General features: G+C 67.1%; 21 protein-coding genes. 13 read left to right on the forward strand and 8 right to left on the reverse strand.

What is annotated here, in order from left to right; all coding sequences use genetic code 11:
• The first annotated feature begins 5 nt into the window (after positions 1-5).
• From P0D62_RS14170 to P0D62_RS14185, 4 genes are read left to right on the forward strand one after another with little or no spacing between them, the layout of a single operon-like run.
• Complete coding sequence (locus P0D62_RS14170; protein WP_275703202.1) at positions 6-668, forward strand: HAD family hydrolase; 663 nt, start codon at positions 6-8, stop codon at positions 666-668.
• Positions 661-1,953 carry a glycoside hydrolase family 125 protein gene (locus P0D62_RS14175; protein ID WP_275703203.1) on the forward strand — a complete coding sequence of 431 codons (1,293 nt, stop codon included), beginning with the start codon at positions 661-663 and terminating at the stop codon, positions 1,951-1,953. Before P0D62_RS14170 ends, P0D62_RS14175 begins: the two co-directional genes overlap by 8 nt.
• Before the next feature lie 37 nt (positions 1,954-1,990).
• Positions 1,991-2,251, forward strand: a complete 261-nt coding sequence (gene secG, locus P0D62_RS14180) for a preprotein translocase subunit SecG (RefSeq protein WP_275703204.1) — start codon at positions 1,991-1,993, stop codon at positions 2,249-2,251.
• A 48-nt stretch (positions 2,252-2,299) separates the two neighbouring features.
• On the forward strand, positions 2,300-2,656 hold the full coding sequence (locus tag P0D62_RS14185; protein ID WP_275703205.1) for an RNA polymerase-binding protein RbpA: 357 nt from the start codon (positions 2,300-2,302) through the stop codon (positions 2,654-2,656).
• 9 nt (positions 2,657-2,665) lie between these two features.
• On the opposite strand, the gene pgl is transcribed toward P0D62_RS14185, so the two are convergent.
• From pgl to zwf, 3 genes are read right to left on the reverse strand one after another with little or no spacing between them, the layout of a single operon-like run.
• Entirely contained in the window at positions 2,666-3,397 is a 732-nt protein-coding gene (gene pgl / locus P0D62_RS14190) for a 6-phosphogluconolactonase (RefSeq protein WP_275703206.1), read from the reverse strand.
• A 5-nt stretch (positions 3,398-3,402) separates the two neighbouring features.
• Entirely contained in the window at positions 3,403-4,305 is a 903-nt protein-coding gene (locus tag P0D62_RS14195) for a glucose-6-phosphate dehydrogenase assembly protein OpcA (RefSeq protein WP_275703207.1), read from the reverse strand.
• A 30-nt stretch (positions 4,306-4,335) separates the two neighbouring features.
• Positions 4,336-5,868: a glucose-6-phosphate dehydrogenase gene (zwf, locus tag P0D62_RS14200; RefSeq protein ID WP_275703208.1), complete on the reverse strand. Its 1,533-nt coding sequence runs from the start codon at positions 5,866-5,868 to the stop codon at positions 4,336-4,338.
• A 209-nt stretch (positions 5,869-6,077) separates the two neighbouring features.
• Here zwf and P0D62_RS14205 point away from each other — a divergent pair, with 209 nt between their 5' ends.
• Both P0D62_RS14205 and P0D62_RS14210 read left to right on the forward strand, forming a co-directional pair.
• Complete coding sequence (locus P0D62_RS14205; protein WP_319947011.1) at positions 6,078-7,004, forward strand: heme o synthase; 927 nt, start codon at positions 6,078-6,080, stop codon at positions 7,002-7,004.
• A gap of 354 nt (positions 7,005-7,358) precedes the next feature.
• A complete protein-coding gene (locus P0D62_RS14210; protein ID WP_275703209.1) occupies positions 7,359-8,231 on the forward strand; it encodes a CHAP domain-containing protein in 873 nt (290 codons plus the stop codon).
• A gap of 93 nt (positions 8,232-8,324) precedes the next feature.
• On the opposite strand, the gene P0D62_RS14215 is transcribed toward P0D62_RS14210, so the two are convergent.
• The gene (locus P0D62_RS14215; protein ID WP_275703210.1) at positions 8,325-8,810 is read right to left on the reverse strand and encodes a hypothetical protein; all 486 of its coding nucleotides are present in this window, start codon (positions 8,808-8,810) and stop codon (positions 8,325-8,327) included.
• 851 nt (positions 8,811-9,661) lie between these two features.
• Here P0D62_RS14215 and P0D62_RS14220 point away from each other — a divergent pair.
• Both P0D62_RS14220 and P0D62_RS14225 read left to right on the forward strand, forming a co-directional pair.
• Positions 9,662-10,003, forward strand: coding sequence for a hypothetical protein (locus P0D62_RS14220; protein WP_275703211.1), 342 nt, complete (start codon positions 9,662-9,664; stop codon positions 10,001-10,003).
• 482 nt (positions 10,004-10,485) lie between these two features.
• The gene (locus P0D62_RS14225) at positions 10,486-10,932 is read left to right on the forward strand and encodes a hypothetical protein (protein WP_275703212.1); all 447 of its coding nucleotides are present in this window, start codon (positions 10,486-10,488) and stop codon (positions 10,930-10,932) included.
• A gap of 164 nt (positions 10,933-11,096) precedes the next feature.
• On the opposite strand, the gene P0D62_RS14230 is transcribed toward P0D62_RS14225, so the two are convergent.
• From P0D62_RS14230 to P0D62_RS14245, 4 genes are read right to left on the reverse strand one after another with little or no spacing between them, the layout of a single operon-like run.
• Positions 11,097-13,064, reverse strand: a complete 1,968-nt coding sequence (locus P0D62_RS14230; RefSeq protein WP_275703213.1) for a M3 family metallopeptidase — start codon at positions 13,062-13,064, stop codon at positions 11,097-11,099.
• Positions 13,061-13,951 carry a COX15/CtaA family protein gene (locus tag P0D62_RS14235; protein ID WP_275703214.1) on the reverse strand — a complete coding sequence of 297 codons (891 nt, stop codon included), beginning with the start codon at positions 13,949-13,951 and terminating at the stop codon, positions 13,061-13,063. Before P0D62_RS14235 ends, P0D62_RS14230 begins: the two co-directional genes overlap by 4 nt.
• Positions 13,939-14,697 (reverse strand): ABC transporter permease, encoded by a 759-nt coding sequence (locus tag P0D62_RS14240; protein ID WP_275703215.1) that lies wholly within the window; start codon positions 14,695-14,697, stop codon positions 13,939-13,941. Before P0D62_RS14240 ends, P0D62_RS14235 begins: the two co-directional genes overlap by 13 nt.
• Entirely contained in the window at positions 14,694-15,392 is a 699-nt protein-coding gene (locus P0D62_RS14245) for an ABC transporter ATP-binding protein (RefSeq protein WP_406708260.1), read from the reverse strand. The genes P0D62_RS14240 and P0D62_RS14245 overlap by 4 nt, the downstream gene beginning before the upstream one ends.
• A 175-nt stretch (positions 15,393-15,567) precedes the next feature.
• On the opposite strand from P0D62_RS14245, the gene P0D62_RS14250 reads away from it, so the two are divergent.
• Genes P0D62_RS14250 through sufC form a run of 5 tightly spaced genes read left to right on the forward strand, consistent with a single transcriptional unit; the run spans position 15,568 to position 20,049 of the window.
• Positions 15,568-16,254, forward strand: coding sequence for a helix-turn-helix transcriptional regulator (locus P0D62_RS14250; RefSeq protein ID WP_275703216.1), 687 nt, complete (start codon positions 15,568-15,570; stop codon positions 16,252-16,254).
• Positions 16,251-17,693 carry a Fe-S cluster assembly protein SufB gene (gene sufB / locus P0D62_RS14255; RefSeq protein WP_275703217.1) on the forward strand — a complete coding sequence of 481 codons (1,443 nt, stop codon included), beginning with the start codon at positions 16,251-16,253 and terminating at the stop codon, positions 17,691-17,693. The genes P0D62_RS14250 and sufB overlap by 4 nt, the downstream gene beginning before the upstream one ends.
• Positions 17,694-17,746: 53 nt before the next feature.
• Positions 17,747-18,919, forward strand: coding sequence for a Fe-S cluster assembly protein SufD (gene sufD / locus P0D62_RS14260; RefSeq protein WP_275703218.1), 1,173 nt, complete (start codon positions 17,747-17,749; stop codon positions 18,917-18,919).
• A complete protein-coding gene (locus P0D62_RS14265; protein ID WP_275703219.1) occupies positions 18,916-19,245 on the forward strand; it encodes a Rieske (2Fe-2S) protein in 330 nt (109 codons plus the stop codon). The genes sufD and P0D62_RS14265 overlap by 4 nt, the downstream gene beginning before the upstream one ends.
• A 36-nt stretch (positions 19,246-19,281) precedes the next feature.
• Positions 19,282-20,049, forward strand: a complete 768-nt coding sequence (sufC, locus tag P0D62_RS14270) for a Fe-S cluster assembly ATPase SufC (RefSeq protein WP_275703220.1) — start codon at positions 19,282-19,284, stop codon at positions 20,047-20,049.

Genomic DNA, 20,049 nt, shown 5'->3' on the forward strand with positions numbered 1-20,049 from the left:
GGGGCATGAACGACGTCGCTTTGCCGCCCCGTGTCTCGGCGGTCCTCTTCGACATGGACGACACCCTCGTCGATTCCGAACGCGCCTGGTTCGCGGCCGTCGACCTGCTCTGGCGCGAGTCCGGCGGCGACCCGACGGGCAAGGGCATGCTCGGAGGAACGCTCGCGGATCTGGTCGAGCGCTATCTCGAGGACTTCCCCGGCACCGATCAGGAGTGGGTCGAAAGGCGCCTGGGCGAGTTGCTCGACGCTCATCTCGACGCCGGGGTCGACCCGATGCCGGGCGCGCCGGAGCTGGTGCGCAGGCTGAGCGCCGGTTTCCCGATCACGGTCGCCTCCAACTCGCCGAGCCACATCGTCGAGGCCGTCGTGCGCTCGCTGGGGTGGGAGGGATACTTCCGCGCCTGGCTGGGCACCGAGGACGTCGCCCTGCCCAAGCCCGCGCCCGACCTATACCTCGCCGCCGCTCGGTCCTGCGGCGTGGACATCACCCGCTGCGTGATCTTCGAGGACTCCCCGACGGGGGCAAGCGCCGGTATGGCTGCGGGCGCCTTCGTCGTCACGGTAGGGTCTGCTGCCGTCGACCGCGGCCATCTGAACGTCGATTCGCTTCTGGATCCGCGTATCGTGAACTGGCATCCGCAACCCTGGGAGGACAACCATGCGTGAGATCACCAACCCCGCCGGCGAGCCGTTGCTCGCGGAGATCGACGCGTGGGCGTCCCGGATCTCGACGCGGTTCGGCGCCGAGGCGGGCCGCCGGTTCCGCACGATGATGCTCGACACTTGGACCACCACGATGTCGCGCAACGGCGACGGCATCTTCGTCGTCACCGGCGACATCCCGGCCATGTGGCTGAGGGACTCCTCGGCCCAGGTGCTGCCGTTTCTCCGCCTCCTTCACGTGCCCGAGGTGACGCAGATCCTGCTCGGCATCGTGCGCGAGCAATGGCGCTGCATCGCGTTGGATCCCTATTCCAACGCCTTCAACGCCGGCCCGACGGGCGCCCACTTCGATCCCACCGACCTCGAGCTGGATCCCGGGGTCTGGGAGCGCAAGTACGAGATCGACTCCCTGGCCTTCCCCGTTCTGCTGGCCCACCGGCTCTGGCGCGAACGAGGCGACGACGGCCACCTCGACGCGGCCGTCCAGGAAGGGTGCCGGGCCATCGTCGAGCTCTGGCGTCGGGAGCAGCGGCACTTCGAGCTGTCCGACTACCGCCACATCCGCGACGCGGAGCCCTGGGACACGCTGGGCGAGGGCGGGCGCGGCACGCCGGTGGCGGTCACCGGCATGACCTGGAGCGGCTTCCGGCCTTCCGACGACGCGTGCCGCTACGGTTACAACATTCCGGCCCAGCTGATGGCGGTCGCCGCGCTGCACCGGATCGAGGAGTTCGCCGGCCAGTGGGGAGACGACGCGCTCGCTGCGGAGAGTTCCGCTCTGGCCGCGGAGATCGAGGCCGGGATCGAGCAGTACGGGGTCGTCGACGGGCGGTTCGCCTACGAGGTCGACGGGCTGGGCAACGCGCTGTTCATGGACGACGCCAACATGCCATCGCTGCTGTCGCTCCCGCTCACCAGCGACGTGACCGCCGACGACCCCCGCTACCTGGCCACTCGGGCCTGGGTGCTGAGCAGCGACAATCCGTACTTCTACGAGGGAGCCCACGCCAAGGGCGTCGGCAGCCCGCACACGCCTCCGGGCTACATCTGGCACATCGCGCTCGCCGTGCAGGGGCTCACGGGCTCCGAGGCGGAGGCGGAGGAGTGCCTCCGCACGATCCTCGACACCGACGGAGGCACTGGCCTGACCCACGAAGGCTTCGACCCCGACGACCCCCGGAAGTTCACCCGGGAGTGGTTCAGCTGGTCCAACTCGATGGCCTGCGAGCTGATGATGAGCCAGGTGGCGGCGGGCACGCCCGCGAGCGCGACGCCAAGCCAGGGATGATGTTGAGAATCCGGGCTCGTCGGCTAGGGTGTACCGCGTGATTGTCCCCTTGGTTTCCTGGCCCATCACGACCCTGTCGATCATCGCGATCGTGCTCAGTGTCCTGCTTGCGGCCACCGTTCTGCTCCACAAGGGTCGTGGAGGCGGCATGTCCGATCTGTTCGGCGGCGGCATGTCGACGACGATGGGCGGTGCGTCCACTGCGGAGCGCCGTCTGGACAAGATCACGGTCGTCCTGTCACTGGTGTGGCTGCTGACGATCGCAGCGCTGCTGGTGCTGTACGGCATCGGCGCCTGAGCGCGGCGTCGCGCACTTTCAATCAATCGATACTGAGGAGTAATCAGCGTGGCTGGTGGCAATGCCATTCGTGGTAGCCGAGTCGGTGCCGGACCCATGGGCGAAGCCGAGCGGGGTGATACCGCTCCCCGGCTGCACGTCTCGTTCTTCTGCGCCGGCGGACACGAGACGCGGCCCGCGTTCGCGATCGACGCCGTGGTTCCGGAGTCATGGGATTGCCCCCGATGCGGGCTTCCGGCGAACACCGACAAGGACAACCCGCCGCCCCCGCCGAAGATCACGCCGTACAAGACGCACCTCGCCTACGTGAAGGAGCGTCGCACCGACGAGGAGGCTGCGGCCATCCTGACCGAGGCCGTCACCGCGCTGCGCGAGCGCCGCGCGGCAGGGGAGATCATCTACTAGATCTCCCCGCTACAGCGAGCAGGTGGCCTGGGGCTCGAGCTTCGACGCCGCAGCCTCGTCCAGATACCAGATCGTGGCCTGCCGGCCGTGCACATGCGCGGCCGGCAGTGTCATGTCTGCGCCTAAGGTGCGGGCGACGGCGTCGGCCTTGGCCTGGCCGGTGGCCAGGAACCAGATCTGATCGGTGCGCGCCATCGCCCCGAGCGTCAACGAGATGCGCTCCGAGGGCTTCTTGGGAGCGTCCTCGACGCCGATCACCATGCGACTGGTGGGCTCGAAGCTGGGATGCCCGGGGAAGATCGAGCCGATGTGGCCGTCGACGCCGACGCCGAGCAGGATGATGTCGAAGTGCACGTCGCCGAGCTCCGCCTCGTACTCGGCGGCCGCCTCGTGCGAGTCCTTCCGCCCGTCCTTGGCGGCCATCATGTGGGTGTCGGCCGGGGTGATCGCGATGGTGCGTCCCAGCCGGGTGAGGGCTTGGAGCGAGTTGCGCTCGGGATCGGTGGCGGGCAGGAAGCGTTCGTCGCCCCACCAGAGGCGCAGCCGGCTGGAGTCCAGCCCGGAGCCCGGTGCCAGCTCCGCGAGATGCTCGTACATGGCGTTGGCCGCCTTGCCTCCCGTCAGGCAGAGGTGCACGCTGTCACGCTTCGTCTGCAACTCCACCAGGGTGGCGAGGAGACGCTCCGCGACCAGCCGGGACACGGCCGGGGCCGTTGGCAGGCGAACGACGCGGGTATGCATGCCGGTTATTCTTCCACTCCATGAAGGAGGTGGCGGCAGGCTGCCTCGAATACCTCGTCGGGCCCCATCCGGGTGAGTTCCTCCGTCAGCAGGTCCGTCAGCGGGCGGCGCTTCAGCGCCACCTTGCGTTCCGGCTGTCCGGGGACGCGGTACAGGGCAGTGGAGTCGGTGGGACGGTGCAGCACGATGTCGCCGTCGGCGGTCGTGAGACGCACCTCGTGGACGCCGATGTAGCTGCCGGCCTCGACGTCGACGGGCACCTTCAGGCTCTCGCTCAGCCATGCGGCCAGCAGGGTGGCGGGCGCGTTGTCAGGGGCCGCGGAGACGGAGGCCGAGAGGACCTCGGCCTGGGTCTGGTCGAGCGACGCGGCCAGCAGGGCCCGCCAGCGCGTGATCCGCGTCCAGCTGAGGTCGGTGTCGCCGGGGGCATGATTTCGTGCGCGCACCCTCAGCGCGGCCTGGGGGTCTCGCGCGCCGCCGGCGTCGGTGATCCGGCGATCCGCGAGCCGGCCGACCGGATCCTCGGCCAGGTTGGCGGGGGAGTTCGTCGGCCACCACGCCACGACGGGGGAGTCGGGCAGCAGGAGGGGCAGCAGGATGGCGTCGGTGTGGTTCTGCAGCTCACCGTGGACCGTCAACGAGAGCAGTTCGCCGGGCAGCTCCTCGCCCATCTGCAGCGTGGCGTCCAGCTTGGACGTGGGACCGTCGACGTAGGTGACCAGGATCACCCTCGACGGGTGGGCGGTCGCCGATGCCTTCGCCGCCTGGAGGGCGATGTCGGCGTGATCGTCGTCGGTGACGATGATCAGGGTCAGCACCTGCCCGGTGGCGCTGCCGGCACCGCGACGGGCGCGCACCAATGCCGCAGAGATGGCGCGCGAGGTGGTGTTGTTCAGCTCGATGATCATTCTTCTTCTCGTGTCCTCTGATCCCGGTTGTCAGGGCCTGCGCCAGGCGAAGCCGTCGCGCGCCAGCATCTCGTCGGCGGAGCTGGGGCCCCAGGTGCCGGACTGGTACTGCTCGGGCTGATCGGTCAGCGAGGCCCAGTAGTCGAGAACCGGATCGAGGATCTGCCAACTGAGCTCCACCTCCTCCTGCTGCGGGAACAGCGGCGGATCGCCGAGCAACACGTCGAGGATCAGCCTCTCATATGCCTCGGGCGAGGACTCGGTGAACGACTCGCCGTAGGCGAAGTCCATGGAGACTTCGCGGATATCCATCTGCGTGCCGGGAACCTTCGCTCCGAAGCGCAGCGTCACGCCCTCGTCGGGCTGGATCCGCATCACCAGCGCGTTGGTGCCCAATTCGGTGGTCTCGGTGTCGGCGAAGGGCAGGTGCGGCGGCTTGCGGAAGCACAGCGCCACCTCGGTGACGCGCCGTGGCATCCGTTTGGCGGCCCGCAGGTAGAACGGCACGCCGGCCCAGCGCCGGTTCTCGACGTCGACCCGGATGGCGGCGTAGGTCTCCGTCTGGGAGGCCGGGTCGACCCCGCTCTCCTCGAGATAGCCGATGACGTGCTCGCCGCCCTGGTGACCGGCCGCGTACTGCCCGCGCGCGGTATGCAGGTCGTAGCGATCGGGGACGCGAGCCGCGGCCAGCACCTTCTTCTTCTCCGTGCGCAGCTGCGAGGCCTCGAAGGAGGTGGGTTCCTCCATGGCGGTGAGGGCGAGCAGCTGCAGCAGGTGGTTCTGGATCACGTCGCGGGCCGAGCCGATGCCGTCGAAGTAACCGGCGCGGCTGCCGATGCCGATGTCCTCGGCCATGGTGATCTGCACGTGGCTGACGTAGTGGTTGTTCCAGATGGGCTCGAACAGCTGGTTCGCGAAGCGCAGCGCCAGCATGTTCTGGACGGTCTCCTTGCCCAGGTAGTGGTCGATGCGGAACACCTCGTGCGGCTCGAAGAGCTGCGAGATGACCCCGTCGAGGGCCTGCGCGGAGGCGAGGTCGTGGCCGAACGGCTTCTCGATGACCACGCGGTTCCAGTTGTTCTCGGCCCGCTCGGTGAGGCCATGGCGCTGCAGCTGCGCGCCCACCTTCTCGAAGCTCGACGGCGGGATCGACAGGTAGAAGGCGTGGTTGCCGGCGGTGCCGCGCTCGGTGTCCAGCTCGCGCAGGGTCTCGCGCAGCCGGATGAAGGCCTGGTCGTCGTCGAAGGTGCCGGAGACGAAGCGGATGCCTTCCAGTAGCTGCTCCCAGACCTCCTCGCGGAAGACGGTGCGGGCGTGCTCCTTGACGGCATCGTGCACCACCTGCGCGAAGTCGCGGTCCTCCCAGTCGCGGCGCGCGAAGCCAACCAGGCCGAAGCCCGGGGGCAGCAGGCCGCGATTGGCCAGGTCGTAGACCGCCGGCATCAGCTTCTTCCGCGACAGGTCGCCCGTCACGCCGAAGATCACGAGGACGCAGGGCCCGGCGATCCGGGGCAGGCGCCTGTCCGCCGGATCCCGCAAGGGATTGTGGTAGCCGTTGCTCATCTGATTCCTCCCGGAGAGTGTCGCGACGACCACCATAGAGACTGCGCGTCCCCGGTTGCCACCTGTCCGGCAAGGTATTTTTCCCGTAACACGAGGTTTCACCTTCGCGAAACATACCCACCCCGGCATATCGCCGTGGTGGGCGAGTGGTAAAACAACGCTAGACTCCGAAGCACTACCCACCTTTCATTAGCGAACGAGGTTTCTTCGTGGTTGTTGGCACGGCCGGGAATCTGGCGCAGCCGCAGTCGAGCACCGTCGACGTGATCAAGGCATACGTCGCACTCACCAAGCCCCGCATCATCGAGTTGCTGCTGGTGACGACGCTGCCCGCCATGTTCCTGGCGGCCGGGGGATTCCCGCCGTGGCAGCTGGCGGTGTGGACCTTGCTGGGTGGACTGTTCGCCGCCGCCAGCGCCAATACCTTCAATTGCGTGCTGGATGCCGACATCGACGAGGTGATGCGACGCACGCGACGTCGCCCGGTGCCCCGTCATCAGGTGACGCCCCGCAATGCCACCGTCTTCGGCCTGGTCCTCGGAATCCTTGCGACGCTGATCCTCGGGTTCGGCGCGAACTGGCTCTCGGCCATCCTCGCCCTCGTCGCCAACGCCTTCTATGTCTTCGTCTACACGATGTGGCTGAAGCGACGCACCTCGCAGAACATCGTCTGGGGTGGCATCGCCGGTTGCTTCCCTCCGCTGATCGGCTGGACCGCCGTCACCGGCCAGGTGGCCTGGGCGCCGTTCGTGATGTTCGCGGTGGTGTTCCTCTGGACCCCGCCGCACACCTGGGCGCTGGCCTTCCGCTACAAGGACGACTATGCGGCCGCCGGGGTGCCGATGCTGCCCGTGGTCAAGCCCGCGGCCAACGTCGCGGCGCAGATCTTCTGGTACTCGGTGGCGACGGTGATCGTCTCGCTCCTGCTGTGGCCCGCCGGCCCCACCGGACCGCTGTACCCGATCGTCGCGGCGGTGATCGGCGGGGTGATGCTGTGGGAGGCCGCGCAGCTCTGGCGTCGTGCCCGAGCGGGCATGGAGGGCGCCCAGCTGAAGGCGATGCGCCTGTTCCACTGGTCCAACAGCTACCTGGCGCTGCTGTTCCTCGCGATCGCGATCGATCCGCTGATCTTCTAGGGTCTGTTGCGAAAGTGGAAATGGCTTGACTACGCGACGCCCTGGCACGCCATCTGCTTCGTTGCACTCGTCGAAGTTAAGCACCATTAGCTCCTTCCTCCTGCGCCTTGCATATGACGCACCATGACGCCGCTCGCTACGGCCACCACTTCCGCAACAGACCCTAGCCCCGGCTCATCGGCCCGGTCCCCCAGGGGACCGGGCCGTTCGTATGTCCTGATGTTCCTTCAGGTTTTGCTTCCAAAGTTGAGGATTTATTGGTATTTTCTCAGGAAGTAGGTACCTTGTCGTACCAGGGGGCGAGCTCAGGTGGTTGTCCGAGTGGGGTGTAGCACCCCGGATTGGGAGATTCGTGTGAAGTCATTGGCATCAGGTTCCCGCCGGTTCCGGTGGATGAGCATCCTGCTCGGCGTGGCGCTCGCGCTCGGCCTGTCGGCGCTCCCGCAGCAGCAGGCCGCAGCCGCCGGATCGTCCTATCACTGCACCGGATTCTCCGGCTGCGCGAGCCGCGGGTACGGCAGCGCCGGGTACAGCAGCGTGTACCGCCAGTCGCACTGGAACATGTCTCCCGGCCACAACTGCGTCAACTACGTCGCTTACCGCCTCAAGAAGGACGGGGTGAAGCAGTTCACCGTTCCCGGCCAGGGCACCGCCAAGTACTGGGGCGGCCACGCGCGGAGCAAGGGCATCTCGGTGAGCAAGTCCAACCCGCGCCCCGGCGACGTCGCCTGGTTCCTGCCTTCCGGTGGCGCCTACCGGATGGGCCACGTGGCCTACGTCGAGTCGGTGAACCACTCGGCCGGCACGGTCCTGGTCTCCGAGGACAACTGGGGCGGCAACTTCCACTGGCGCACCTACCGGTTCTCTCAGGTGGCCGGCTTCATCCACGTTGCCAAGGGCGACTCCGACCGCAGCTCCTCCGCGTCGCGTGGCGGCAGCCGCGGTTCGCTGAAGAAGAAGCTCACCAAGACCCCCACGCCGGTCATCTCGGGCACCGTGAAGGTGGGCAACACCCTGAGGGCCAAGGCCGGCTCATGGGGCCCCTCGGGCGTCAAGGTCACCTACCAGTGGTGGCGGGGCAGCAAGAAGATCAGCGGCGCGACCAAGTCGACCTACACCGTGACGAGCGCCGATAGGGGCAAGAAGATCAGGGTGAAGGTGCTGGGCAAGAAGTCGGGCTACGCGAGCGTGACGAAGACGTCCGCGAAGTCCATAAGGGTGAAGTGAGCCGACGATCCAGCTGAACACGACGAGACCCCCGGGCACCCGCGGGTCTCCGCTCTTCCGTGAGGTCGCTGCGGGCCATCGGGTGCTGACTGCTCAGCCGGGGTAGCCGTCGGCGATCTGGGCGGCGCGGCAGGTGGGCGAGCATGGTCCGAGACGGCCGCGCCAGCCTCGTCGGCGGAGCGCCGCTGCGACTTGGCCGGCGGCGTCACACGGGGAGTTCCAGATGTGCGGCCATCGGTAGCGCAACGTGATCTCGTCGCGGGCGATGAGGAGGTCGTTGTCACGCATGATGTCTGCATCGGTGGCGCGGCCCGGGTGAGCGAGTTCTCCGTCGAGCTCGATCCGCACTCGGAAGCCTTGATACCAGCAGTCGGAACGGATCCAGCGCTTGCGGATCAGTTCCCATTTCTGGCGTGCGGCGCATGGCAGTCCATGGGCGCGTTCGACACGTCGGCGGTATTCGAGTTCGAGGTGGGACTCGACCCCTTGGTCTGTGACGTCGAGGAGTCGGAGAGCGAAGGTGCGATTCGTCACCTGGCGGTGACGGGCGAGTTGGGTGACGAACGCGGCGGTGTTCATGCGTCTCTGGATGGCTGCGATGAGAAGGTCGAGGACGTCGGCCTTTGAGGGGGCCTCATTGATGAGGTCGACAACGGTCTGCTCGAGAGAAGTGCGCGGTGGGCTGCCAGAACGGGTGGCCGTGATCGTGGGCCTGTGGACGATGCAACGTGGTGTCGAGCGTAGTCCTGCTGTCTGGGCGACGGTGATCTCGATGGTCTTGGGGGCTTCCGATCGCAGGCCGTGCAAGTAGGCGGCAGTGTTGTGCGAAAAGACTCCGCGAGCACCTGCCCACTTCTGTACGCAAACCAGGCGCTGTTCCCAGGTCGGGGTTCCCGGGAAGAGAAGAAAGACGGCTGGGAAGGGGCGTTGCCATTCTCCGTCGCGGACGCGGTTGGCGATGGTTGCCGAACTCGCTCCAGCGGCCAACAGTTCTGCTCGTGTGGCGACGCCGCCGACCGCGCTGACCCACGCCGCGAATTTTGCCCTGTCCATACTGATGATGGTGCCTGTTGTCGCGCGCTGCGGAAACCTGTTGCGAGCAGCCTGTGGATAACTTGGCGAGGTCGATTTCGTTTAGCTGCTCGGCGATCTGGGATTCGCCAGGTTCTGTACGCCAGCATGCTGACGCACAGAACCTGACGAAGCCCGGGCATCGCGGATCCGTGACGTCCCCGTCGTCCACCGTGTCGACGCGCCCCAGTCCGACGCCATTGGAGTCTCCGAGCCCCTCTGTATCCCCGAGTCCCAGCCCCACTGCTATCGAGCCGTTCCCCGACGACACGTCGGGCGACACCGCTGAACAAGCCGAGATCCGAGCCGGTTGGCAGGCCTATAACAGGGTTGCTGACGCGTTCGTTGAGGATCCGTCGTTGGAAGACCTGTCTGCCACTCAGGAGGTGACGACCGGTCAGGAGTCCTCCGATGTCATCGACAGCATCTTGATGTTCCGCGAGCGGAACCTCAAGCGGACGGGAGTTATGGTCTACCGAGACGTGGTGATCTCTGAACCGGTCACCAATAAGGATGGAGTTACTACCGCGATCATTGAGCACTGCCGGGACAACAGGCTTACGAAGGCGGTTGACATCGACACCGGCAAAGAGGACGAAGGCCGCCTCACCGGCACCGCGAAGGTTGAGGTCCTTATGGAGAAGCTTCCCGATGGGAGTTGGCGCGCAGCACTGGTGAAGGCCGAGATGGCGCCGTGTTGAGACGCCTATTCACAGCACTGGTGGCAGCGTTCGTCCTCCTCGGAGTCCTGCCTGTAGATGCTTCCGCATGCGGTTCTGGCTGCAACGGTAGGGACTGCTGGAGCGAGATGTGTGGTGGAGGGATCGCTAGCGAGGGAGGCGGATCGGCGGGTCAAGACCCTGCAAAGAACCGTGGCAGTGGTAGTGCCACCAAGTGCTATTACCAGGACCGTGAGGTCAGTTGCTCGTCGGCCTTTGGCACTTGGAGTTCCATGGCGGGGGCATGGTGTGAGGCTGCCGATCCGCAACCGGCGCAAACCGATGCTGTGTGGGGAGGTAGAACGGACGGCAGCATCTTCGTCTGCACTCGGGGTGTTGGCAGTGCCTTTGATCCGAGCACGGGTTTGCCTTTCTATCGTTGGCTGCCTGCTGCGCCGGAGTTGCCTCCGCCAGATCCCGAGGAACTCGCCTGGCGGGCTGTCGCGGAGCTTCAGCTTTCCAAGGTGACGATTGCGACCTTCCCGCAGGCGACGTCGAAGAACCCTGACTCGATGGCCATCGTCGGTTTCCCTGTTCCCGTGTGGGCCGACACCACCGACACTGATCTCGATGATCGGACCGCCAGCGCATCAGAGCGAGGGTTCACCGTCTCACTGACCGCCACCCTGAACAAAGTGATGTGGAACTTCGGCGATAGCAGCCCACCCGTCACCTGCTATGGTCCCGGCACGCCCTACGGCCTCAATACCCTGTCCCCCGAGTACAAGGTGGTCTGCGGCTACCAGGACGGCTATCAGAAGCAAGGCGAGTACACCGTCACCGCCACCGCGCACTGGAATGTGGACTGGACTGGTATCGGGCAATCCGGGACCATCGCCCAGGAACTCGTCTCCGAGGAACACCTCAGGGTGGGCGAATACCAAGTCATCAACGTGATTCCCAAGTCGTAGCGAGGCTGATTTCGTTCAGCTGCTCGGCGATCTGGGCTCAGCCAGGTTCTGTACGCCAGCATGCTGACGGACAGAACCTGGCAAACCCTAGGCGGCGCCGAACCGTGACGCTTTCAACCTGGCTGGCCCCGAACCCTGACGAAATCAGCCTGGCGGGCTCCGAATCAGATGGTGAGGCCGAGGCGATCCAGGAGGGGTTGGATCTGGGGGTCGCGGCCGCGGAAGCGGCGGTAGGTCTCCATGGCGTCGACGGAGCCGCCGGGGGCCAGCAGGGTGCGGCGGAAGTGCTCGCCGGCCACGCGCACGTCGGGTTGCTCGGTGAACCAGGCGACGGCATCGGCGTCCATCACCTTGGCCCAGGCGTAGCCGTAGTAGCTGGCCGCGTAGCCGCCGCCCCAGACGTGGGCGAAGTACTGCGTGCGGTAGCGCGGCGGTACCAAGGGCTCCACCAGGCCGAAGCGCTCCAGCGCGGCGTGCTCGAAGGCTTCCACCTCGTCGGCGGAGGTGGGGAGCTCGTCGAGCGGGGTGGTGTGCCACACCAGGTCGAGCAGCGAGGAGATCTCGGTCTCGGCCGTGGCGTAGCCCTGACCGAACTTGCTGGCCTCGGTGAGGCGATCGACCCACTCGGCGGGCAGCACCCGGTCGGGCGTCCAGGCCCAGTGCTCGTTGACCTGGCTGGGGAACTCGACGAAGTCGCGGGGCGTGTTCGCGCCCGAGCGTGAGGCGTACCGGCTGTCGGCCAGCAGGCCGTGCAGGGCGTGCCCGAACTCGTGGAACATCGTGATCACGTCGTCCCAGCTGATCGTCGTGGTGCTGGGGGAGTAGTTGCAGTTGTTGGTCACCACGGGCAGGGCATCGTCGCGGGTGGACTGGTCGACCAGATTGCTCATCCAGGCGCCGCCCTGCTTGGTGGGACGGCTCCAGAAGTCCATCACGAACAGCCCGATGACGCTGCCGTCGGCGTCGTGCACCTCGTAGACCTGGGCGTCGGGCACGTGGCCCACCAGATCCTGGCGCGGGTGGAAGGTGAGCCCGTAGAGCTCCTCGGCGGCCGCGTAGACGGCGGCGAGCACCTCGTTCACCTGCAGGTACTCGGTGACGTCGGACTCGTCGAAGGCGAAGCGCTCACGTCGCACGATGGCCTCGACGAAGGCCCAGTCCGCGGCGGTGAACTCGGCCCCGGGGCTCAGCTCGGCGTAGCGGGCGCTCAGATCGGCGGCCTCCTCGCGGGCCTTCGCCAGGGCGGCCTGGGCGATCGGAACCAGCATCTCGAGGATCGCGTCGGTGGTCTTGGCGCAGCCCGACTCCGCGACGAGCGCGGCATGGTTGGCGTACCCGAGGAGTGCGGCCCGCTCTGCGCGGGTGCGAGCGATCTCCACGACGACGGGCCGGGTGTCGAACTCACCGGCCAGCGCGCGGGTGGTCGACTCGTCATGCAGCCGACGCCGCACCTCCGCGTTCGTCAGCTTGGTGGCGAGCGGCTGCTGGGTGGTGTTCACCAGGTTCAGCCGGTAGGTGCCATCGGTGAGCAGGCTCTGCAACTCGTCGTCATTCAACCCGTCGAGCTCGGCCACGGAGACGGTGAAGCCGCCGGCGTTGCGCGCCTCGCGGTTGAGGCGCTCGAAGCGGCTGGACAGCTCGGCCAGCTTCTTGTTCATCTCGCGCAGACGGGTCTGCTCCTCGTCGCCGAGGGCCACGCCGGCGCGGCGGAAGGCGCGCAGCAGCTCGTCGAGCGCAAAGGCGTCCTGCTCGTCGGCCTCGAGCTCCCCGTCGTCGATGCGAGAGCGCAGGGCCTCCAGGCGCGAGAACAGGCCGCGGTCGAGGTAGATGGCGTCGTCGTGCTCGGCGAGACGCGGGGCCATCTCCTCTTCGATCGCCTCGATCTCCGGTGTGGCGTCGGAGCCGTAGACGGCGTAGAACGCGTTGAGGGCGCGGCGCAGCGTCGCCTCCGCGTCCTCCCAGGCTCCGATCACGTTCTCGACTGTCGCCGGCGCATCGTCCTCGCTTTGTGCGGTGAGGGCCGACAGTTGAGCCTGCATGCCTTCTTCGATGGCCGAGCGGTAGTCGTCGGCGGTGGCGCTCGCGAAGTCTGGCAGTTGATAGGGAAGGTCGAGACGCAGGATGGGGTTCATGAGATTCCTTCGCTAGCGGAACGGGTGGAACTGAAGAGAACGGCGGCGGCCGCGGCGGCGACGATCGGCAGCCCGATCATGTGCAGGATGACCACGCCCAGCGGAAGCCCGGCGAAGTACTGGATATAGCCGATCAGGCCCTGGAGCAGCATGGCGGCCAGCAGCCACCAGGTGCTGCGGCGAGCAAGGGTGCCGCGGTAGGCGCGGAACAGGACCAGGCAGGCGACGGTGCCGGCCACCGCAGCCCACGCGCTCAGCGAGTGCAGGCGAGCGACGAACTCGATCTCGAAGCCAGTACGGGGGGCGTCCGCGTCGCCCGCGTGGGGCCCCGAACCGGTGACCACCGTGCCGATCCAGATCGACAGCATGGTCAGCGCGAAGGTGACCTGGGCGGCCAGCCGGGGCAGCCGCGCCACGGGCGTGGGCCGGGCGTCGTAGCCCAGGAATAGCGCCCAGACGCAGAGCACCACCAGCGCCACGGAGAGCAGTAGGTGCAGGGCGACGACGAAGGGGTTGAGCTGGCTCCACACCGTGAAGCCGCCGATCACGCCCTGGAACGGGATGCCTAGGCCGATGCCCAGCGTGAGCGCCCAGAGCTTTCCACGCCCGACGGTGCGCCACACTGCGATGAAGGCGCCGAGCGCCGCGATCATCAGCACGAAGGTGAGGGTTCGGTTGCCGAACTCGATCACGCCGTGCAGGCCCAGTTCCGGGTGCGGGACATAGGACTCGTCGGTGCACTTCGGCCAGGTGGGGCAGCCGAGGCCCGACCCAGTCAGCCGCACCACCGCGCCGGTGACGATGATCCCCATGTTGCAGATCAGCGAGGCCCACAACCACGCCCGCATCGCGCGCTGGCCGGTGACCAGCTTGGTCAGGAAGTCCACGAGAACACCTTCCGGGTGAGGAACGAGAGCACGAGCGCCCAGACCGCCGCGACGGCGAGCGGCCAGAACAAGGTGACGCCGTCGGCGGCGGCGCGCATCGACTCGCCGAGCGCTGCGGTCGGGAGCAAAGAGAGCACCGGCTGAGCCCACATGGGGTACGCCGAGACGGGGAGCAGGATGCCGAGCGGCATGCCGACGAGATACATCAGGTTCGCGACGGCCAGCGTCGCCTCGGGGCGCAGCGACCCCGCCATGATCAGCGCCAGGCCGGCGAAGGTCGCCATGGCCAGCAGGGCGGTGAGGGCGGAGACCACCAGCGCGGCGAGCGACGGCTGCGGCCGCCAGCCCAGCAGCAGGCCGGCCGCCGTCAGCACGACGGCCTGTCCCGTCGCGATCATCGCGATGCTCAGCGCCTTGCCGAGCAGCACACCGGGCTTGCCGAGGGGAGTGGCCGCCATCCGCTCCAGCACGTTGTAGCGACGCTCGAAGCCGGTGGCGATGGCCAGCGTCGTCAGGCACGTCGACCACATGGCCAGGCTCAGCACCGACGGGGTCATCGTCGCGAAGTCGAGGCCGAAGCGCTCGCCGAAGAACCGGGTGACGAGAAGGACACCGAGGGGAATCACCAGGGCCAGCAGGAGCTGCTCGCCGTTGCGGACGATGAGCCGGGCCTCCATCGCGGCGTGCGTCAGAACCCGTCGGGAGGCCTGCGCCGGCGCCGGAGCAGGGGTGAAGTCCAGGCTCATGGCATCCCTCCGGTGTGACGCAGGAAGGCCTCTTCCAAGCCCCCGTGCGCGGACAGTTGCGCAACCGTTCCCTCGACGCGCACCCGACCGCGATCGACGATGTAGACGCGATCGGCGAGCGCCTCGGCCTCGGCCATGTCGTGGGTGGTCAGCAGCACCGCGACGCCCGCGTCGCGGACAGCGGCGATGAGTTCCCAGGTGAGGCGACGCGCCCGGGGATCGAGCCCAGCGGTGGGCTCGTCGAGGAACACCAGTGCCGGGCGACCGACCAGCGCACCGGCCAGGTTGACCGCCTTCTGCTGGCCGCCGGAGAGTCGGCGATAAGGCGTGTTCGCGTAGTCGGCGACGCCGAGCAGGCCCATCAACTCGGAAAGCGGTTGCGGATTGGCGTAGAGGCGCGAGAGGTAGGCCAGCAGTTCTCCGGCCCTGACCCCGGACCAGGCGCCGGTGGACTGCGGCATCAGCCCGATCCGGGCGAGCACCTCAGGCGAGCCAGGCTGTTGGCCGAACAGGCGGAGCTCCCCGGAGTCGGCGCGGGCCAAGGCGGTGCAGCAGCGGATGAACGTGGTCTTGCCCGCCCCGTTGGGACCGAGCAGCGCGGTCACGGCGCCCGCCTCGGCCTCCAGCGTCAATCCGTCGAGGGCGTCGGTGGAGCCGAACGACAACCTCAGGTCACGCGCTTCCAACACAGCCACCCCGACAGCTTAGAGGTATCTGCAGCACCTCATTACAGGTTCCGCTCTTACCCCTCCCTCAGGTGCGACCAGGCGATCGCTCACTCAAAGTTAGGGTTAGGTACCCCTTCCTTGAAAGAACACCCGGAAAAGACAACACTGTCATCACCTAAAGTTGTGGGATGGAGGTGGACACATGACCGAGGCGATCAGCGTCGAAGAAGCTCCCACACGGCGACGGGTGGTCAATCTGATTCTCAACGACGGCCCGCAAACGGCCAAGCAGTTGGCGGAGAAGCTCTCGTTGACCCCGGCGGCTGTCCGTCGACATCTTACCGCGCTTTTGGAGGACGGCACACTCACCTCGCGCGAACAGCGCGTCTACGGTGCGCGCGGCCGAGGCCGGCCGTCCAAAGTGTTCGCCCTGACCGACGAAGGCCGCGCTGAGTTCCGGCAGGCCTACGACGAACTGGCGCTCTCCGCCATCCGCCAGCTCTTGGACAAGGCCGGCCCGGATGCGCTCCAGGAGCTCGCCAGTGAGCGAGCCGAGGGTATTGAGCAGCGCTACCTCGAGGCCCGCGAGCAGCGCCCCGAGGCCTCCGCGATGGAGTTGCTGGTCGACGCCCTTGGCATCGACGGCTACGCTCCTTCGGTGCGGCCGGTCTCCTCCGGGGACCAATTGCTTCAGCACCACTGTCCGATCGCGCACGTCGCAGCCGAGTATCCGCTGCTGTGCGAGGTCGAGACCCAATTATTCTCCCGACTTCTCGGCAGCCACGTGCAGCGGCTCGCCACCATCGCCCACGGAGACGGCGTGTGCACCACCCACGTGCCACGCAGGCTCCCCACGCCCCAGATTCCGAAGAAGAAAGTGACGATATGACGCAGACCATGCCGCAGGCACCGGGAACCGGAGCCACGCAGGACGAGCACATCGAGGCTCTTTCCAACTACCAATGGGGCTGGCACGATACCGACACCGCCGGCGCCTCCGCGAAGCGCGGCCTGAACGAGGCCGTCGTCGCCAACATCTCCCATCTGAAGAACGAGCCCCAGTGGATGCTCGACCTTCGCCTGAAGGGCCTGAAGCTCTTCGACAAGAAGCCCATGCCCAACTGGGGTGCCGACCTGAGCGGCATCGACTTCGACAACATCAAGTATTTCGTGCGTTCCACGGAGAAGCAGGCTCAGACCTGGGACGACCTGCCCGAGGACATCAAGAACACCTACGACCGCCTGGGCATCCCCGAGGCGGAGAAGGCGCGCCTCGTCGCGGGTGTCGCCGCGCAGTACGAGTCCGAGGTGGTCTACCACAAGATCAACGAGGAGCTCGAGCGCCAGGGCGTCGTCTTCCTCGACACCGACACCGCGCTGAAGGAGCACCCGGAGATCTTCCAGGAGTACTTCGGCACCGTCATCCCGGTGGGTGACAACAAGTTCGCGTCGCTGAACACCGCCGTGTGGTCGGGTGGCTCCTTCATCTACGTGCCGAAGGGCGTCCACGTCTCCATCCCGCTGCAGGCCTACTTCCGCATCAACACGGAGAACATGGGCCAGTTCGAGCGCACGCTGATCATCGCCGACGAGGGCTCCTACGTGCACTACGTCGAGGGCTGCACCGCGCCGATCTATTCCTCGGACTCGCTGCACTCGGCCGTCGTCGAGATCATCGTGAAGAAGAACGCCCGCGTTCGCTACACCACCATCCAGAACTGGTCGAACAACGTCTACAACCTGGTCACCAAGCGCGCCACCTGCGAAGAGGGCGCGACGATGGAGTGGATCGACGGCAACATCGGCTCCAAGGTCACCATGAAGTACCCGGCGGTCTACCTGATGGGCGAGCACGCCCGCGGTGAGACGCTCTCGATCGCCTTCGCGGGCGAGGGCCAGCACCAGGACACCGGCTCCAAGATGGTGCACTGCGCGCCCTACACGCAGAGCTCGATCGTCAGCAAGTCGGTGGCCCGCTCCGGCGGCCGCGCGTCCTACCGTGGCCTGGTCCAGGTGGAGCCCGGCGCGCTGCACTCGTCGTCCGGCGTGATGTGCGACGCCCTGCTCGTGGACACCGTCTCCCGATCCGACACCTACCCCTACGTGGATATCCGCGAGGAGGACGTGTCGATGGCCCACGAGGCCACCGTCTCCAAGGTCTCCGAGGATCAGCTGTTCTACCTGATGAGCCGCGGCATGGACGAGCTGGAGGCCACGGCGATGATCGTGCGCGGCTTCATCGAGCCCATCGCCCGCGAGCTGCCCATGGAATACGCGCTCGAGCTCAACCGCCTGATCGAGCTGCAGATGGAAGGCGCGGTCGGCTAGTCCGAGCGCCGTCCCCAGCCCGATCCCAGAGTTTGAGTAAAAAAGGAAATCCATTGACCACCACTGTGAATAGTGCCCCGATCGTGGCCGCTGCGGTCGAGACCGTCGAGTCGCACCTGCATCCCACCCCGTCGTGGGACGTCGCCGATCACCCCGTGCCCACCGGCCGCGAGGAGATCTGGCGCTTCTCCCCGGTGAAGAAGCTGCGCAAGCTCTTCAGCGAGGACGCCGAGACCGGCTCCCTCGACTGGGACGTCGCGCTGCCCGAGGGGATCGTCGTCTCCGACCTGAGCGCCGACGAGGCCCGCGCGCTCGCCGTCGAGGCTCCGGTCGACCGGATCTCGGCCATCGCGGCCCAAGGCCCGCTGCGGCGCAGCCACATCCAGATCCCCGCCAACGGGGTCTACGACGAGCCCATCGTGTTCACCGCGAAGGGAGACGGCGGGCTGGCCCGCGATCACATCGTGCTGAGCGTGGGCGCCAATGCCCAGGCCACCGTCGTGTTCCACTTCGTGGGTGCCGGCGCTTACGCGGAGAAGTCCGACTTCATCGTCGGTCCGGGCGCGCAGCTGAACATCGTCACCCTCCAGGACTGGGACGACGACACCGTGCACGGCGGCCAGCGCTCGCTGTCCGTCGGCCGCGACGCCCAGGTGAAGAGCGTCACCGCCTCCCTCGGCGGCGGTGTGGTGCGGCTGCAGGAGAACTTCCGCTACGACGGCCCGGGCGGCGAGCTGAACAGCTACGGCCTGTACTTCGTCGACAGCGGCCAGCACATCCAGCACCGCCTGTTCGTGGACCACAACGAGCCGCACACCAAGTCGAACGTCGACTACCGCGGCGCGCTGCAGGGCAAGGGGGCGAACGCCGTCTGGATCGGCGACGTGCTGATCCGCAAGGCCGCCGAGGGCATCGACACCTACGAGTCCAACAAGAACCTGCTGCTCACCGAGGGCTGCAAGGTGGACTCGGTGCCCAACCTGGAGATCGAGACCGGCGAGATCGAGGGCGCGGGTCACTCCTCATCCACGGGACGCTTCGACGAACTGCAGCTGTTCTACCTGCGCAGCCGCGGAGTGCCCGAGCGCGAGGCCCGCCGCCTCGTCGTGCACGGCTTCTTCTGGGACATCATCCGCCGCATCGGCATCGACAGCATCCAGGAGAAGCTGCTGGAGCGCGTCGAGCGCGAGATCGCCGCCGTCGAGTCCGCCGGGGCCGCACAGTGACCTTCGTTACCGTCGCCGAGCTGAGCGAACTCACCGACGACCTGCCGCTCGCGGTGGACGTCGACGATGAGCTCACCGTCGCGATCGTGCGCCACAACGGCGCCCTGTATGCGATCGAGGACGAATGCTCGCACGGCAACGTGCCGCTGTCGGAGGGCGACGTCGAGGATGGATCCATCGAGTGCTACCTGCACGGGTCCCGCTTCGACCTCGCCACCGGCGCGGTCCTGAACCTTCCCGCCACGGAGCCGGTCCGGGTGTTCCCGGTCCGCGTCGACGGCGACCTCATCCAGGTCGACCCCGAGTCGACCACCACAGACTTTTAGATCACACCAGATCACACACCGAGGAGTACCGCTCACATGTCCACTCTCGTCATCTCCGACCTGCACGTCGACGTCCTCACCGAGGACGGCCCCAAGCAGATCCTCAAGGGCGTCAACCTCACCGTCAACCCCGGTGAGATCCATGCCCTGATGGGCCCCAACGGCTCCGGAAAGTCCACCCTGGCCTACGCCATCGCCGGCCACCCGAAGTACGAGATCACCTCCGGCTCCGTCACCCTCGACGGCGTCGAGCTCACCGAGCTGAGCGTCGACGAGCGGGCCAAGGCTGGTCTGTTCCTCGCCATGCAGTACCCGGTGGAGGTGCCCGGCGTCTCCGTCGCCAACTTCCTGCGCACTGCCAAGACCGCTCTCGACGGTGAGGCCCCCAAGGTCCGCACCTGGGTCAAGGACGTCGAGGCCGCGCTCGGCCGCATGCAGCTCGACAAGTCGTTCTCCGCTCGTTCGGTGAACGAGGGCTTCTCCGGTGGTGAGAAGAAGCGCCACGAGATCGCCCAGCTGGAGCTGCTCAACCCCAAGGCTGCGATCCTCGACGAGACCGACTCCGGCCTCGACATCGACGCGCTGCGCGTCGTCTCCGAGGGCATCAACCACTACTCCGCCCAGGGTGACCGCGCCGTGGTCCTGATCACGCACTACACCCGCATCCTGCGCTACATCGAGCCCACCTACGTGCACGTGTTCGTCGACGGTCGCATCGTCGACGAGGGCGGCAAGGAGCTGGCCGACAAGCTCGAGGCCAACGGCTACGAGGAGTACGTCACCAAGGCCGCTGCCAACGCCTGA

Origin of the sequence: Tessaracoccus caeni, from assembly GCF_029211185.1 — a bacterium.
Taxonomy (GTDB): domain Bacteria; phylum Actinomycetota; class Actinomycetes; order Propionibacteriales; family Propionibacteriaceae; genus Arachnia; species Arachnia caeni.

Coding starts and splice junctions, on each gene's coding strand:
- P0D62_RS14170 (WP_275703202.1), top strand. CDS start 6: ATGAACGACGTCGCTTTGCCGCCCCGTGTCTCGGCGGTCCTCTTCGAC.
- P0D62_RS14175 (WP_275703203.1), top strand. CDS start 661: ATGCGTGAGATCACCAACCCCGCCGGCGAGCCGTTGCTCGCGGAGATC.
- pgl (WP_275703206.1), bottom strand. CDS start 3,397: ATGCATACCCGCGTCGTTCGCCTGCCAACGGCCCCGGCCGTGTCCCGG.
- P0D62_RS14195 (WP_275703207.1), bottom strand. CDS start 4,305: ATGATCATCGAGCTGAACAACACCACCTCGCGCGCCATCTCTGCGGCA.
- zwf (WP_275703208.1), bottom strand. CDS start 5,868: ATGAGCAACGGCTACCACAATCCCTTGCGGGATCCGGCGGACAGGCGC.
- P0D62_RS14215 (WP_275703210.1), bottom strand. CDS start 8,810: ATGAACACCGCCGCGTTCGTCACCCAACTCGCCCGTCACCGCCAGGTG.
- P0D62_RS14230 (WP_275703213.1), bottom strand. CDS start 13,064: ATGAACCCCATCCTGCGTCTCGACCTTCCCTATCAACTGCCAGACTTC.
- P0D62_RS14240 (WP_275703215.1), bottom strand. CDS start 14,697: ATGAGCCTGGACTTCACCCCTGCTCCGGCGCCGGCGCAGGCCTCCCGA.
- P0D62_RS14250 (WP_275703216.1), top strand. CDS start 15,568: ATGACCGAGGCGATCAGCGTCGAAGAAGCTCCCACACGGCGACGGGTG.
- sufB (WP_275703217.1), top strand. CDS start 16,251: ATGACGCAGACCATGCCGCAGGCACCGGGAACCGGAGCCACGCAGGAC.
- sufC (WP_275703220.1), top strand. CDS start 19,282: ATGTCCACTCTCGTCATCTCCGACCTGCACGTCGACGTCCTCACCGAG.